The sequence below is a fragment of the Streptomyces sp. NPDC092045 genome (assembly GCF_044756005.1).
Taxonomy (GTDB): domain Bacteria; phylum Actinomycetota; class Actinomycetes; order Streptomycetales; family Streptomycetaceae; genus Streptomyces.
In genome coordinates this window covers 285,264-298,921 of record NZ_JBIVSC010000005.1, presented here as the reverse complement: position 1 = coordinate 298,921, position 13,658 = coordinate 285,264, and the positions used below count along the sequence as shown (strand labels likewise).

At 70.4% G+C, this 13,658-nt stretch carries 15 protein-coding genes and 1 riboswitch; of the genes, 8 read left to right on the top strand and 7 right to left on the bottom strand.

What is annotated here, in order from left to right; genetic code table 11:
* Nucleotides 1–42: 42 nt before the first annotated feature.
* Both ACIQKA_RS17170 and thiC read right to left on the bottom strand, forming a co-directional pair.
* Nucleotides 43–249 carry a hypothetical protein gene (locus tag ACIQKA_RS17170; protein ID WP_402541410.1) on the bottom strand — a complete coding sequence of 69 codons (207 nt, stop codon included), beginning with the start codon at nucleotides 247–249 and terminating at the stop codon, nucleotides 43–45.
* Between the two features lie 237 nt (nucleotides 250–486).
* Nucleotides 487–2,289 (bottom strand): phosphomethylpyrimidine synthase ThiC, encoded by a 1,803-nt coding sequence (thiC, locus tag ACIQKA_RS17165; RefSeq protein ID WP_391096704.1) that lies wholly within the window; start codon nucleotides 2,287–2,289, stop codon nucleotides 487–489.
* Nucleotides 2,283–2,429: riboswitch (TPP riboswitch) on the bottom strand. Its footprint overlaps the gene before it by 7 nt.
* A 71-nt stretch (nucleotides 2,430–2,500) precedes the next feature.
* Between thiC and ACIQKA_RS17160 the strand changes: the two genes are divergently transcribed.
* The gene (locus tag ACIQKA_RS17160; RefSeq protein WP_391096703.1) at nucleotides 2,501–3,913 is read left to right on the top strand and encodes a YibE/F family protein; all 1,413 of its coding nucleotides are present in this window, start codon (nucleotides 2,501–2,503) and stop codon (nucleotides 3,911–3,913) included.
* Nucleotides 3,914–4,118: 205 nt separating this feature from the next.
* Here the strand turns inward: ACIQKA_RS17160 and ACIQKA_RS17155 are convergent, their stop codons facing one another.
* From ACIQKA_RS17155 to ACIQKA_RS17140, 4 genes are all read right to left on the bottom strand, one after another.
* Nucleotides 4,119–4,559, bottom strand: a complete 441-nt coding sequence (locus ACIQKA_RS17155) for an SsgA family sporulation/cell division regulator (RefSeq protein ID WP_030206856.1) — start codon at nucleotides 4,557–4,559, stop codon at nucleotides 4,119–4,121.
* 138 nt (nucleotides 4,560–4,697) lie between these two features.
* Nucleotides 4,698–5,462 carry an IclR family transcriptional regulator gene (locus ACIQKA_RS17150; protein ID WP_383149484.1) on the bottom strand — a complete coding sequence of 255 codons (765 nt, stop codon included), beginning with the start codon at nucleotides 5,460–5,462 and terminating at the stop codon, nucleotides 4,698–4,700.
* A 380-nt stretch (nucleotides 5,463–5,842) separates the two neighbouring features.
* Nucleotides 5,843–6,061: a DUF5326 family protein gene (locus ACIQKA_RS17145; RefSeq protein ID WP_030206851.1), complete on the bottom strand. Its 219-nt coding sequence runs from the start codon at nucleotides 6,059–6,061 to the stop codon at nucleotides 5,843–5,845.
* A 184-nt stretch (nucleotides 6,062–6,245) separates the two neighbouring features.
* Complete coding sequence (locus ACIQKA_RS17140; RefSeq protein WP_030206848.1) at nucleotides 6,246–6,563, bottom strand: cupin domain-containing protein; 318 nt, start codon at nucleotides 6,561–6,563, stop codon at nucleotides 6,246–6,248.
* A 51-nt stretch (nucleotides 6,564–6,614) separates the two neighbouring features.
* On the opposite strand from ACIQKA_RS17140, the gene ACIQKA_RS17135 reads away from it, so the two are divergent.
* The 4 genes from ACIQKA_RS17135 to ACIQKA_RS17120 all read left to right on the top strand — a co-directional run bounded on the left by ACIQKA_RS17135 (nucleotide 6,615) and on the right by ACIQKA_RS17120 (nucleotide 9,840).
* Nucleotides 6,615–6,992: a phage holin family protein gene (locus ACIQKA_RS17135; RefSeq protein ID WP_383149487.1), complete on the top strand. Its 378-nt coding sequence runs from the start codon at nucleotides 6,615–6,617 to the stop codon at nucleotides 6,990–6,992.
* Between the two features lie 9 nt (nucleotides 6,993–7,001).
* Nucleotides 7,002–8,174 carry a cystathionine gamma-lyase gene (locus ACIQKA_RS17130; RefSeq protein ID WP_391096702.1) on the top strand — a complete coding sequence of 391 codons (1,173 nt, stop codon included), beginning with the start codon at nucleotides 7,002–7,004 and terminating at the stop codon, nucleotides 8,172–8,174.
* A 236-nt stretch (nucleotides 8,175–8,410) separates the two neighbouring features.
* Nucleotides 8,411–9,307 (top strand): LysR family transcriptional regulator, encoded by an 897-nt coding sequence (locus ACIQKA_RS17125; protein ID WP_383429855.1) that lies wholly within the window; start codon nucleotides 8,411–8,413, stop codon nucleotides 9,305–9,307.
* Between the two features lie 53 nt (nucleotides 9,308–9,360).
* Nucleotides 9,361–9,840 carry an NUDIX domain-containing protein gene (locus tag ACIQKA_RS17120; RefSeq protein ID WP_383149492.1) on the top strand — a complete coding sequence of 160 codons (480 nt, stop codon included), beginning with the start codon at nucleotides 9,361–9,363 and terminating at the stop codon, nucleotides 9,838–9,840.
* Nucleotides 9,841–10,019: 179 nt separating this feature from the next.
* Here ACIQKA_RS17120 and ACIQKA_RS17115 read toward each other — a convergent pair whose 3' ends face one another.
* Entirely contained in the window at nucleotides 10,020–11,447 is a 1,428-nt protein-coding gene (locus ACIQKA_RS17115) for a globin domain-containing protein (protein ID WP_383149532.1), read from the bottom strand.
* 49 nt (nucleotides 11,448–11,496) lie between these two features.
* Here ACIQKA_RS17115 and ACIQKA_RS17110 point away from each other — a divergent pair, with 49 nt between their 5' ends.
* The 3 genes from ACIQKA_RS17110 to ACIQKA_RS17100 all read left to right on the top strand — a co-directional run bounded on the left by ACIQKA_RS17110 (nucleotide 11,497) and on the right by ACIQKA_RS17100 (nucleotide 13,575).
* Nucleotides 11,497–12,360 (top strand): GNAT family N-acetyltransferase, encoded by an 864-nt coding sequence (locus tag ACIQKA_RS17110; RefSeq protein ID WP_402541408.1) that lies wholly within the window; start codon nucleotides 11,497–11,499, stop codon nucleotides 12,358–12,360.
* 208 nt (nucleotides 12,361–12,568) lie between these two features.
* A complete protein-coding gene (locus ACIQKA_RS17105; protein WP_366373185.1) occupies nucleotides 12,569–13,027 on the top strand; it encodes a MarR family transcriptional regulator in 459 nt (152 codons plus the stop codon).
* A gap of 95 nt (nucleotides 13,028–13,122) precedes the next feature.
* Nucleotides 13,123–13,575 carry a GNAT family N-acetyltransferase gene (locus ACIQKA_RS17100; protein WP_390109850.1) on the top strand — a complete coding sequence of 151 codons (453 nt, stop codon included), beginning with the start codon at nucleotides 13,123–13,125 and terminating at the stop codon, nucleotides 13,573–13,575.
* The last annotated feature ends 83 nt before the right edge of the window (nucleotides 13,576–13,658 follow it).

Below are 13,658 nucleotides of genomic sequence, written 5' to 3'. Positions count from 1 at the left end.
CCTGACGTCCTGACGATGCGTCGGTCCTCCGGTGGACCCGGATCATCGTGCGGCAAAGGGAATCCATGCGCCTGTCCAGCTTCCGTACGCCGGGGGAGCGCGGCCGACCTCGCGGGCCTGGACCTCGACCTCGACCTCGACCTCGACCTCGACGAGAACGAGCAGCGCGGCGTCCCGCACTACGTGTCGGTCAGCCACACCAACCCCGGGCCGGAAAACCTCTGCCCCGACCAGGACGACCAGGTCCACCTGCTCACCGAGGGCGGTCGGCAGATACCGGGGAAGACCCCCTTCGGCTCCGGCACGAAGATCCCCGGCTGTCCGTCCGACTGGGTCGCCCGGATGGTCCCGCCGGGCGACAAGGTGACGGAGTGCAGCATCCACCCGGTGACGGACGAAGGCGACAAGCCGTTCGCGGTGGGCTTCGCGGAGGCGGGCCGGCCGGGTCTGGTGACCTGGCGGGCCCCCTCCGCTGAGACGGCCGGATCAGCCGGCCGAGCCACCGCCCGTCTCCGCCAGCGGCAGGTACACGCGGTTGCCGCTCGCCGCGAACTCCTTCGACTTCTCCGCCATGCCGGCCTCGATCTCCTGCTCAGTGCCGCCGTGTTCGCGGCGGATGTCCTGGGAGATCTTCATCGAGCAGAACTTCGGGCCGCACATCGAGCAGAAGTGCGCGGTCTTCGCGGGCTCCGCCGGCAGCGTCTCGTCGTGGAACTCGCGGGCGGTGTCCGGGTCGAGCGCCAGGTTGAACTGGTCCTCCCAGCGGAACTCGAAGCGCGCGTCCGAGAGCGCGTCGTCCCACTCCTGCGCGCCCGGGTGCCCCTTGGCGAGGTCCGCCGCGTGGGCCGCGATCTTGTACGTGATGACACCGGTCTTCACGTCGTCGCGGTTGGGCAGACCCAGGTGCTCCTTGGGCGTCACGTAGCAGAGCATCGCCGTGCCCCACCAGGCGATCATCGCCGCGCCGATGCCGGAGGTGATGTGGTCGTACGCGGGCGCCACGTCCGTGGTCAGCGGGCCGAGGGTGTAGAACGGCGCCTCCTCGCAGATCTCCTGCTGGAGGTCGATGTTCTCCTTGATCTTGTGCATCGGGACGTGTCCCGGGCCCTCGATCATCGTCTGGACGTTGTGGCGCTTGGCGATCGTGTTCAGCTCGCCGAGCGTCCTCAACTCCGCGAACTGGGCCGCGTCGTTGGCGTCGGCGATCGAGCCGGGGCGCAGGCCGTCGCCGAGCGAGTACGTGACGTCGTACGCCGCGAGGATCTCGCAGAGCTCCTCGAAGTGCGTGTAGAGGAAGTTCTCCTTGTGGTGCGCGAGGCACCAGGCGGCCATGATCGAGCCACCGCGCGAGACGATGCCGGTCTTGCGGCGCGCGGTGAGCGGCACGTACGGCAGGAGCACGCCGGCGTGCACGGTCATGTAGTCCACGCCCTGCTCGGCCTGCTCGATCACCGTGTCCTTGTAGATCTCCCAGCTCAGCTCCTCGGCCCTGCCGTCGACCTTCTCCAGGGCCTGGTAGAGCGGCACGGTGCCGATGGGCACGGGGGAGTTGCGCAGCACCCACTCGCGGGTGGTGTGGATGTTGCGGCCGGTGGACAGGTCCATGACCGTGTCGGCGCCCCACTTGGTCGCCCAGGTCATCTTCTCCACCTCCTCCTCGATGGAGGAGGTGACGGCGGAGTTGCCGATGTTGGCGTTGACCTTCACCAGGAACCGCTTGCCGATGATCATCGGCTCGATCTCCGGGTGGTTGACGTTCGCCGGGAGCACGGCCCGGCCCGCCGCGATCTCCTCCCGCACGACCTCGGGGGAGATGTTCTCGCGGATCGCGACGTACTCCATCTCCGGCGTGATCTCGCCACGACGGGCGTACGCGAGCTGCGTCACCGCCTGGCCGGAGCGGCCCCGGCGCGGCAGACGGGGGCGGCCGGGAAAGACGGCGTCGAGGTTCTTGAGGCCGCCGCCGCGCGGCGAGGTGTGCTTGATGCCGTCGTCCTCGGGGCGGACCGGGCGGCCCGCGTACTCCTCGGTGTCGCCGCGCGCGATGATCCAGTTCTCGCGCAGCGGCGGCAGGCCCCGCCGCACGTCGGTGTCGACGGTGGGATCGGTGTACGGGCCGGACGTGTCGTACAGCGTGACGTCCCTGCCGTTGGTGAGGTGCACCTGACGGACCGGAACCCGCAGGTCGGGGCGCGAGCCCTGGACGTATCCCTTGTGCCAGCCCGGCGTGCGCCCGGCGGACTGGTCGTTCTGCTCGGAGGCAGGCGTGCGTGCGTCCTGAATGGTCATGAGACCGATCTCCCTACGCCGGCATTACCCGGTAACAGGTTCGGCGGTCGGCGCAGCCTCCTCCCGTACGTACATCGGTACGCGCGTACGGTGATCAGCGCCCTCTCAGCCCGGTGCTCCGAGCTCCCGCGTGTGCAAAGGTGTCACCACGCTAGCGCCATCCCGGGCGTGCTGAACAGTGGGCCCCCGCCGTTCTTGCGATGATCGGTCGGTGACTTCCCCCCAGCAGACTCCCGAGCCGCACGACCACTCCCACGGCCCGGGCCCGTCCGACGGCCATGGATCCGGCCACGGAGCAGGGCACGGCCCCGGTCATGGAGCCGGACACGGGCACAGCCACAGCCACGGGCCCGCCGCCCCCGTCTCCCGGCACCTGCGCAAGGTCATCGCCGCCGTCCTGGTCCCCTTCGCCACCGCCGTCATGATCGGGCTCGTGGTCCTGTGGCCCGGCGGCGCCCCGGCGCACGAACGCACCGGCGTCGGTTTCGACCGCCAGACCGAGCAGGGCAGGGTCGTCTCCGTCGAGCAGGTCGACTGCAAGGTCGTGAACGCCGGTCAGGTCCCACCGACCGGAGACACCTCCACCCCGGAGGGGCGCGAGGCGGTCGAGGCCCAGCAGGGGGACTGCAAGAGGGCGAAGATCGAGGTCACGACCGGGCCGAACAAGGGGCGCGAGTTCACCGAGATCGTGCAGCCGGGCGCACCGCGCCAGTTGGAGGAGGGACAGGGCGTGGTGGTGGCGTACGCCCCCGACGCCCCGTACGACCTCCAGTACTCGGTGACGGACGTGAACCGGAAGGTGCCGCTGGCGGTGCTCGCAGGCATCTTCGCCCTCGCGGTCGTGGCGGTCGGACGGATGCGGGGGCTCATGGCCCTGGTCGCGCTCGCCGTGAGTTTCCTGGTGCTGATGTTCTTCATCCTGCCCGCGATCCTGCAGGGGTCGAACCCGCTGGTGGTGGCGGTGGTCGGGTCGAGCGCGATCATGCTGATCGCGCTCTACATGTGCCACGGCCTCTCGGCCCGCACCTCGGTCGCGGTGCTCGGCACACTGATCTCGCTGCTGCTCATCGGGCTGCTCGGCTCGCTCTTCATCGGCTGGGCGTCGCTCAGCGGCAACACCGACGACAACACCGGCCTGATCAAGGGCCTCTACCCGGAGCTCGACATGTCCGGTCTGCTGCTGGCCAGTGTGATCATCGGTTCTCTCGGTGTGCTCGACGACGTGACGGTCACCCAGACCTCGGCCGTCTGGGAGCTGCACCAGGCCGATCCGGGTATGGGGCCGCGCGGCCTGTACCGGGCGGGGATCCGGATCGGCCGCGACCACATCGCCTCGGTCGTGAACACGCTGGTACTCGCCTACGCGGGCGCCGCCCTGCCGCTGCTGCTGCTCTTCTCCATCGCGCAGAGCAGCATGGGGACGGTGGCCAACAGCGAGCTGGTGGCCGAGGAGATCGTCCGGACGCTGGTCGGCTCGATCGGTCTGGTGGCGTCCGTGCCGGTCACCACGGCGCTCGCGGCGCTCGTGGTCTCCGCCGACCGCGCGGAGGGCGTCGGCCGCCCGGGGACCGGCGGCCGGAAGCCCTCGTCCGCGCGGGGCGGACGGCGCCGCCGCGCCAAGTGACGCGCGCGGTCCGTGTACGCGGCCCGTCCGTCCGGTTCGTGTACGCGGCCCGTCCGTCCGGCTCGTGCGTGCGGTACGTGCACGCGATGTGCGCGTGCGATGCGTGCGTGCGGTCCGTTCCTACGACCCGTCGGCGTGCCGGCTCGGGGGGTCGGCTACGCAGAAGGTGCGGGTGGGGACGGCTCGGTGACGGCGTGTCCGTTCCTCAGGCCGGGCCGGCGTTCTCCTCGGCGAGGATCCGGCCCAGTGCCGCCTCCAGGTTGTCCTCGAAGTCACCGAGCGTCCGTTCCTGACCGAGCGGAACCAGCTTGTCCGTGCGGTCGAGGAAGGCGACGAGCGGTGGCGCGCTGGCCCGGAACAGGGCGCGGTCACCGCCGACCTGGAGCCGGATGGATACGTCCGAGAGCCGCTCGGGCTCGGTCGGGGCGATGTGCACATCGCCGTCCCCGCTCGGGCGGTTGATCCCGTCGAGCAGCAGTTCGCGGCCGAAGGCCCAGGTCACGGGTGCGTCCCCGGGGAGGTGGAACGTCATCCGCACCGCGTAGGGATCCCGGGTCTCGTACCGCAGTTCGACCGGGATCTTGAAGGAGAGCTCCTCGGAGACGAGGAAGCTCATCAGGACCTCGGCCTGAACCGACTCTCGCATCATGTACCCCGCAGTAGATGAAGCAGTTGTGTAAACACAGCTGCTGAAAGCTGTGACCGAAACGGCCAGGAATGATCCCCCGTGGCCCTCTTGACGCAATCGTGCTGTAAGCACTAGCAGATCACAAGGAGTGATTTTTCAGATACTGATAGAGAACGCCAGCGACTTGAAGAGCTTCCCGATCTCCGTGCGTAGTTGCTCGATCGCTGGGAGCAACCGTTCTTGCTGGTGGAGAGGGAGGGAAATGGCCATCGCGGCCGCCGTGGAGCCCACTGTGAGGGGGATTGCGGCGCAGACCGTGCCGAGCGCATATTCCTGACGCTCCACCAGGGGTTCCATTCTCCCCAAACCGCCCAAACGATCCAAAAGCACACTCCGGTTACTCACCGTGTACGGGGTGATGGATTCCACCGGGTGGCGGTCAAGGTGGTCTTGACGACTTTTCGGATCAAGTTGGCTCAAGATGCACTGCCCGATCGCGTGGGCGTGCGCCGTCTCGCGGAAATCGGCCCATTCCTCCACTGCGGGGGCGGAGGAGGTGTCGGCGACGGCGACGAGCTCGACCTCCCCCTCCCGGTAGACGGCGAAGTAGATCGGGACGCCGATCTCGTCCCGCCAGCGGGCGAGGGAGTTTTCGATCTTGGTGCGACGATTCTGCACGGCTCCGCCGGCGGCCAGCCCGATGGCGGCGTCCCCCAGGACGAACACGCCCTTCTCCCGGAGCAGATAGCCCTCGTGCGTCAGGGTACGGAGCAGGTGGTACGTGGTGGGCAGCGGGAGCGCGGTCTCGCGGGCGAGCTGTTTCGCCGGGGCGCCGTCCGGATGGGAGGCGACGGCCTCCAGGAGTCTCAGCGCGCGCTGCACCGAGCCGATCAGGGTAGGAGCGGTCGTCTGCGTAGCCATGGCCAAAGGTCACCCCCAGGCGTGACGACGGATGCGTCGCACCCGCCCGCGGGGGCCGCCCCCGCGCCCGCCGGGCCTGGGAAACCGCTGGTCAGTAAGGAGGTCTATGCCTGTAGTCCCCATCGCGGCGGAGAGATTCCACTGTAGTGGCAGCCCTCGGGCCCCCACCCCGTTTAGTCCGGCCCGTTCCCTCGCCCGGGCTAACGCTCTCCCTTGCGCCCCTACCGATGAGGGCTTGTGCTGTCGGAGCGGGGCGGCCGGTCCCCCGCGGCCGGCACTCGGCCCTCGACGCTCAGCCCTCGACCCTCTGCGGTCGGCCCTCGGTGGCCGGCCCTCTGCGGTCTGCTCTCGGCGGTCGGGCGCGCGCCGTCAGGCTTTCGCTACCAGTCCTCGCGCGACCGGCCGGAGGAGCTGAACTTCCTTACGACGTAGATCAGTCCGGCGACGAGGGCCACGAAGAGCAGCACCTTGAAGAGGAGACCGATCACGAAGGTCAGGACGCTGGTGATCAGTCCGCCGAAGACGAGCAGGGCGAGGGCGGGTATGGCGACCCACTTCACCCACCAGGGCATTCCCGCGAGCATCTCCCGTGCGGCCATCGTCCTACCTCGCTTCCGAAGATCCGTCCCGCGCACTCCGCGCCGAACACTCTCAAGGCTAGGCGTCGGAAGGGACTGTCGGGGGCCGCGGGGCCCCCGCTCTCCCCTGATCCGCCCCCTAGGGGCCAGGGGCGTGCCGACCCCTCGAACCCCGATCCGGATCCCGGGGCGCACCCCGGTCCGCTCAGCCCTCCGGAGGCGAGAAGACCACCATGACCCGCAGGTCCTCGCTGATGTGGTGGAACTTGTGCTCCACCCCGGCCGGCACGTAGACCACGCTGCCGCGCGCCACCTGGGTCGTCTCCGTCCCGACCGTGATCGCCGCCCGGCCGCTCACCACGAAGTACACCTCGTCCTGGCGGTGCGGCTGCTGCGGGTCGAGCTCCCCGGCGTCGAGCGCGTACAGACCGACCGACATGTTCCGCTCCCGCAGGAACTGGAGGTACGCGCCCTTGTTCGCGGCACGCTCCGCCTCCAGTTCGTCCAGCCGGAATGCCTTCATCGCCCGTCAGCCCCTGCCCTCGGCCCGATCACGTCTGCCACGATCAGACACATGATGAATTTCCTAGTCAAGACGCTCGCGAACGCGGGCGCCCTGGGAGTCGCCATCTGGCTCCTCCAGGACATCACCCTGACCGGTGAGAGCACCGGCAAGAAGGTCCTGACCCTCATTCTCGTCGCACTGGTCTTCGGCCTGGTGAACTTCTTGGTGAAGCCGGTCGTCCAGCTGTTCACGCTTCCCCTCTTCGTCCTGACGCTCGGGCTGTTCACCCTCGTGGTGAACGCCCTGATGCTGCTCCTCACCTCCTGGCTGGCCGACAAGCTCGACCTCAGCTTCCACGTGGAGGGCTTCTGGACCGCGGTCCTGGGCGGCCTGATCATCTCCGTCGTCTCCTGGGCACTGAACGTCGTGCTCCCCGACCAGGACTGAGTGGGCACCGTGACGCACCAGGAACACGCCTCCGGACCCGACCGGAAGACCGCCGGGCTGGGCGACGGGACCCGCGCGGTGCGGGCCGGGCTGCCCGAGCCGGTGAAGTACGAGCCGACCCTCCCGGGACCGGTGTTCGCCGCCCACTTCCACCTGCCGGGCGAGCCGACCGGCCCGTACACCTACGGCCGCGACGAGAACCCCACCTGGACCCATCTGGAGCGGGCGATCGGCGAGCTGGAGGCACCGGGGGAGGAGGGCGTCGAGACGCTGGTCTTCGCCTCCGGCATGGCCGCCATCTCCGCCGTCCTCTTCTCCCAGCTGAAGTCCGGCGACGCGGTGGTCCTCCCGACCGACGGCTACCAGGCGCTGCCCCTGCTCCACGAGCAGCTGCGGGCGTACGGCATCGAGGTCCGCACCGCGCCGACCGGGGGCGACGGACAGCTCGCCGTCCTCGACGGGGCGCGGCTGCTGTGGATCGAGACCCCGTCCAATCCCGGGCTCGACGTCTGCGACGTCCGCCGCCTGGTGCGCGAGGCGCACGCCGCGGGCGCGCTCGTCGCCGTCGACAACACCCTCGCCACCCCGCTCGGCCAGCGGCCCCTGGAGCTGGGCGCGGACTTCTCCGTCGCCAGCGACACCAAGGGCATGACCGGCCACGGCGACGTACTGCTCGGCCACGTGAGCTGCCGCGACCCCGAGCGGGCCGCCGAGGTGCGGCGCTGGCGCAAGATCGTCGGGGCCATTCCCGGGCCCATGGAGGCCTGGCTCGCCCACCGCTCCCTCGCCACGCTCCAGCTGCGGATCGACCGCCAGTGCGCGACCGCCCTGGAACTGGCGCGCACGCTCTCCGGACGGACCGACGTCACCGGGCTGCGCTACCCGGGACTGCCCGGCGACCCCTCGCACGCGGTGGCCGCCCGGCAGATGCGGCGCTTCGGGCCGGTGGTCTCCTTCGAACTGGCGGACCGGGAGCGGGCCGATCGGTTCCTGGAGGCGCTGCGGCTCGTGGACGACGCCACCAGCTTCGGCGGAGTGCGCTCCACGGCGGAGCGGCGCGGGCGCTGGGGCGGGGACGCGGTCTCGGAGGGCTTCATCCGCTTCTCCGTCGGCGCCGAGGACCCCGAGGACCTGATCGCCGATGTGCTGCGCGCCCTCGACGAGGCCGGTTCCGCCGGCTGAGCAGCGGGTACGGGTCTCCCCACGTGGAGCGGGGCGCTCCGAACCTCCCCCCTCGTGGCTCGGAACGCCCTCGGCTCCACGCGCGGAAACCGTCTGCACAAGGCTAGTTGACCGTGCGTCAGTGTCCAATCACGGTAGCGACAGAGACCTATCGACTTATTTATAGTTGGACGGTCCTGGGGCGCCGTCAGCCGACCGCCCGAGTCGAACGGCCCCACGGCCGGGAGGGGGCGGACATGGATCTTGCCCTACTACGGACGTTCGTCACGGTGCACCGGGCCGGCTCCTTCACCCGGGCCGCGGCCCTCCTGGGCCTCTCCCAGCCCGCGGTCACCAGCCAGATCCGGACGCTCGAACGCCAACTGGGGCGGCCCCTCTTCCTCAGACGCGCGCGCGGCGTCACCCCGACCACCATCGGGGACGAGCTGGCCCACCGCGCCGCCCCGCACCTGGACGCGCTCGTCGAGATCACCGAGACCGGGCTCGACGAGGAGAGCGGCATCCGGACCCTCCACGTCGCCGGTCCCCCGGAGTTCACCGCGCTCCGCGCACTGCCCGCCCTCACCCCCCTGGTCGGCCGGGGCCTCGCCGTGCGGACCTCCTTCCCCGTCACCACGGAGGAGATCCTCGACGGCCTCGCCGCCGGTCACCACGACCTCGCCATCACCACCGCGCGCCCGCGCGGCGGCCTGCTCGTCTCCACCCCGCTCTGCGACGAGGAGCACGTCCTGGTCGCGGCGCCGCGCTGGGCCGCCCGGCTCTCCCCCGAGGTGCTCCTGAGCAAGGGCGCCGTGGTCCTGGAGCAGCTTCCGGTAGTCGAGGTGCACGAGTCGCTGCCGTTCGTCTCCCGCTACTGGGCGAGCGTCTTCGAGACCAGGCCGGCCGCCGCCGCCACCGTGATCGCCCCCGACCTGCGGGCGGTGCGCGACTCCGCCGCCTCCGGGTCGGGGCTCGCCGTCCTGCCGCGCTACCTGTGCGAGGAGGCCCTGGAGCAGGGTCGGCTCGTGGCGCTCCTCGACCCCCCGGTGCCTCCGCTGCGGACCTACTTCCTGGTCGTGCGGACGGGAACGCTCGCGCTCGCGCACCTCGCCAGGGCGCACGAGGCGCTGCTGAGCGCCGCCGGGGACTGGTGAGACGCGGGGGACCGTCGCGTTTCAGCCCCCTCCCCACGGGCCATTTTCTTCACATGACCGAACGGCCCGTGATCAAGCGCACCGCACGCGCCATCCTCCTCGACGGGGACGACCTCATCCTCATCAAGCGGACCAAGCCGGGGATGGATCCCTACTGGCTCACGCCCGGCGGCGGCGTGGAGCCCACCGACTCCACCGTCGTCGAAGCCCTGCACCGCGAGGTGCTCGAAGAGCTGGGCGCCAAGATCACCGACGTGGTGCCCTGTTTCGTCGACACCGTCGAGCACATCGTCGACGGCGGGATCTCCGGGGTGAAGGTCCAGCACTTCTTCGTGTGCCGGCTCGGCTCCATGGACACCTCCCTGCGCCACGGTCCCGAGATGGAGGAGCCCGTCGGCGAGTACGAGATCGTCCGGGTGCCCTTCACCCGGGTCGGCATCGCGGCCGTGCACCTCGTTCCGCTCTCCCTGCGCCACTACCTGGACGGCAACATCGAGGGCGTCCGCGCGATGCACGCCCCGGACCTGGGCTGACCGGACCCGATCCGGACCGACGAGGGCGGGCGGGCCCGGACCGACTGCGACGGACCGCGCGGACCTGATCCGACCGAGGTCAGGCCGACAGGGATCGGGTCGGCAGGGGTCAGGTCGGCAGGGATCGGGTCGAGCGGATCCGGGCCGGCCGAGGTCGGGTCGGGTCGGCAGGGACCGGGTCAACCGGAGGCCGCGGGGGCCAGCTCGGCCAGGAAGTCGTGGCGGATGCGCTCCGAGGGGACTCCCGCGCCCCGCAGCGCGTCCACCCCGCGCCGGACCATGCCCAGCGGACCCGAGAGATAGGCGTCGCGCTCCCCCCAGGGCCCGTAACGGCAGACGGCGTCCGGGAGGCGCCCCTGCGCCTCGGTGACCGGGTGGACGGAGAGCCACGGAAAGGTCTTCTGGAGCCGCAGCATCGTGTCGATGTCGTAGAGGTCGTGACCGCTGCGCGCCCCGTAGAAGACGTCGACCGGCCTTCGGTCCCCGTACTCGGCAACGTCCTCGACCAGGGCTTTGATCGGCGCTATCCCCGTGCCGCCGCCCAGGCAGAGCAGTCCGGTGTCCGTGGAGTGGTCGACCGTCATGGAGCCGCCCGGCGGGCCGAGCCGCAGCACGTCCCCGGGGCGCGCCCGGTGGACCAGCGCGTTGGACACCCATCCGGCCGGTACGGCCTTGACGTGGAGGGAGAGCAGTCCGTCCGGCCGCGGCGCCGAGGCGAAGGAGTAGTGACGCCAGATCCGCGGCCACCACGGGGTCTCCAGCGTCGTGTACTGCCCGGCGAGGAAGGGGTAGGGCCGGTCGGGCCGGAGCGTGACGACGGCGACGTCCGGGGTGCGCAGGTCGTGGGAGACCACCTCGGCGTGCCACCAGGCGGGGGCGGACCGCTCGTCCTCCGCCGCCGCGTCGATCATGATCTGGGAGATCGTCGTGTACGTGCGCACCCAGGCCGCCTGGGTCCGGTCGTCCCAGGTCCTCGTCGCGTACCGGGCGAGGGCGCCGAGCAGAGCCTCACCGACGGCCGGGTAGTGGGCGGAGTGGGTGCCGTACTTGCGGTGCCCCCTGCCGAGGTTCTCCAGGTACGCGGTGAGGACCGGGGTGTCGTCCAGGTGCTCGGCCGCCGTCAGCAGGGCTTTGAGGAGCCGGTCCCGCTGGGTGTCCATGGCGACGGGGAACATGTCGCGCAGCTCGGGGTTCCGTACGAAGAGCAGGGCGTAGAAGTACGAGGTCACCCGGTCGGCCACCGGGGCGATCTCCTCCAGGGTGCTGCGGACGAGAACCGCGTCGGCGGAGGGCCCTCGGGGTGCCGGGGTTCCCTTCCCGTCCACCACCGGGGGTTCGTGCTCGTCCGCGTCCTTCACGTCCGTCGTGGGGGTCGGAGCATCCATCATGTGCCTCGCCTTGTCCGGCCGGGCTTCCGTAAACGCAGCATGAGGGGTCCGACCGCCTTCGGGGACGGAAAGTGGCGTTCCGGTCCATAGAGCCGGGTTTCTGACTAAGCTCCGCTGTTTTGGGGCACGCTTCTTCCTCCGGTCAGGCCGGGTTTCACGTGAAACATCGCCCACGTGCCACAGGATGGGATGAAAACCCCTCTCGAACACCGTCCGGATCCGGTAAAGCGGTGGACGGAAGATCAACGCGTCGGACAGCCTGAAAGGCATGCCGATTCCTCCCGCCGCCCTCGCACAGCTCCCCGTCCGGCGCCTCACCCACAAAGACCTCCTCGCCTGCGCCGACCTCTCCGAGAACCGGCAGTGGCCCCGCGAAGAACACAAGTGGGGCTTCCTGCTCACCGCCGGCCACGGATACGGAATCGACGACCCCGAGGGCGAGGGGCTGCTCGCCTGTTGCGTGGTCACCTCGTACAGTCCGGAGCTCGCCGCGATCGGCATGGTGCTCGTCGCCGAGCGGTACGCACGCCAGGGGGTGGGACGCCGGCTCATGCGGCACGTCCTGGAGGAGTTGGGGGACACCCCGATCACCTTGCACGCCACGGTGAACGGACAGCCCCTCTACGAACAGCTGGGCTTCACGGAGGCGAGCCGCGCGGAGATGGTCCGCGGGCGCTTCACCTTCACCACGCCCGCTCCGGCCGTCCCGGTCCGCCCGGCGACGGCGGAGGACCTCCAGGCGATCCTCCGCCTGGATCTTGAGGTCTTCGGGCTCGACCGCACCCCTCTGATCGCCCGGCTCCCCGCCTTCGCGGACCACCTCCGGGTCGCGGAGGAGGACGGCGAGATCACGGGCTTCGCGGCGGCCTGGCCCAACATGGACACCCATGTCGTCGGGCCGCTGATCGCCCGGGACCCGGCCACGGCCAAGGCCCTGATCGCCTCCCTGGCCACCGCCACCGACCGCCCCCTGCGCACCGACATCGACGTGCGTCACGCGTCGCTGCTGAGCTGGGTGAAGGAGAACGGCATCGACTCGATCACCACGAACGCGGTGATGGTCCGCTCCGTGCCGGACCTCCCCGGCGACTGGCGCCGCCGCTTCGCCCCCCTGACGGTCGCGGCCGGGTAGTGCGGGCCGTTCCGGCGCGATGAACCGGAGCCGGGCGGCTCGGCCCTGCCCGGCTCCGGGAGGAGGCTTCGGGACACAGACTCCGGGACACACACTCCGAGTGCCGGCTGCCCGGGACAGATTTACTTGCAGACGCCCATTATTGCATCTCATCCTTTATCCTGGTTCTGAGCCACCCCGGCGCCGAGGAGAGACCGATGGAGAGAACATGACCGCGACGGACCCCGCACTCACCGCGCTCTCCCAGCGCTGGTGCGCCCTCTCCCTGCTGCACGGCAGGATCGAGTCCCACCTCGAACGCGCCCTGGAGTCCCGTCACGGCCTGAGCGTGCGGGAGTACTCGCTGCTCGACGTCCTCAGCCGCCAGCACAGCGGCCCCGGCGGCCACCTCCAGATGAAGCAGGTCGCCGACGCGGTCGTGCTCAGCCAGAGCGCCACCACCCGCCTCGTCACCCGCCTGGAAGACCGTGGTCTGCTCACCCGGTACCTCTGCGCCACCGACCGGCGCGGCATCTACACCGACGTGACCGAGGAAGGCCTGAAGCTCCTCGAAGAAGCCCGCCCCACCAACGACAGCGCCCTGCGCGAAGCTCTCGACGAGGCGGCCAAGAACCCCGAGCTGGCCCCGCTGGTCCAGGTCGTGGAGGGCGTGGGCGTCCCCGCCTGAGCCACGGACCCACCCTCGGATCGGCTTCGGATCGACCTCGATGCCGGCCGCGGGCCGACCCCGGCACACAAGCGGCCGAGCGTACCCTGCGTTCCATGAGCGATCTTGAGATACGTCCGACCACCACGGAAGACCTCCCGGCCGTCGTCGCGATGCTCGCCGACGATCCCCTGGGCGCCCAGCGCGAATCCCCCGACGACCTGACCCCGTACCTCGGCGCCTTCGAGCGGCTGACGAACGACCCGAACCAGCACCTCGTCGTGGCCGTCCGCGAGGGCAAGGTCGTCGGCACGCTCCAGCTGACGATCATCCCGGGCCTCTCCCGCCGGGGTGCCGTCCGCTCGATCATCGAAGCCGTCCGCGTCCACGCCGACGAGCGCGGCAGCGGCCTCGGGACACAGCTCATCGAGTGGGCCGTCGAGGAGTCCGGCCGACAGGGCTGCAGCCTGGTCCAGTTGACCTCCGACGTCACCCGCACCGACGCCCACCGCTTCTACAAGCGACTCGGCTTCGAGGACTCCCACGTGGGCTTCAAGAAGACCCTGTGACCCTCCTTCGACGGAGCGCCGTTTCACGTGAAACGCCCGGTTTCACGTGAAACAGCCCTCACCGGGGCTCGGACAGCCCCACC

Coding starts and splice junctions, on each gene's coding strand:
- thiC (WP_391096704.1), bottom strand. CDS start 2,289: ATGACCATTCAGGACGCACGCACGCCTGCCTCCGAGCAGAACGACCAG.
- ACIQKA_RS17155 (WP_030206856.1), bottom strand. CDS start 4,559: ATGCGAGAGTCGGTTCAGGCCGAGGTCCTGATGAGCTTCCTCGTCTCC.
- ACIQKA_RS17150 (WP_383149484.1), bottom strand. CDS start 5,462: ATGGCTACGCAGACGACCGCTCCTACCCTGATCGGCTCGGTGCAGCGC.
- ACIQKA_RS17145 (WP_030206851.1), bottom strand. CDS start 6,061: ATGGCCGCACGGGAGATGCTCGCGGGAATGCCCTGGTGGGTGAAGTGG.
- ACIQKA_RS17140 (WP_030206848.1), bottom strand. CDS start 6,563: ATGAAGGCATTCCGGCTGGACGAACTGGAGGCGGAGCGTGCCGCGAAC.
- ACIQKA_RS17135 (WP_383149487.1), top strand. CDS start 6,615: ATGATGAATTTCCTAGTCAAGACGCTCGCGAACGCGGGCGCCCTGGGA.
- ACIQKA_RS17125 (WP_383429855.1), top strand. CDS start 8,411: ATGGATCTTGCCCTACTACGGACGTTCGTCACGGTGCACCGGGCCGGC.
- ACIQKA_RS17120 (WP_383149492.1), top strand. CDS start 9,361: ATGACCGAACGGCCCGTGATCAAGCGCACCGCACGCGCCATCCTCCTC.
- ACIQKA_RS17110 (WP_402541408.1), top strand. CDS start 11,497: ATGCCGATTCCTCCCGCCGCCCTCGCACAGCTCCCCGTCCGGCGCCTC.
- ACIQKA_RS17105 (WP_366373185.1), top strand. CDS start 12,569: ATGACCGCGACGGACCCCGCACTCACCGCGCTCTCCCAGCGCTGGTGC.
- ACIQKA_RS17100 (WP_390109850.1), top strand. CDS start 13,123: ATGAGCGATCTTGAGATACGTCCGACCACCACGGAAGACCTCCCGGCC.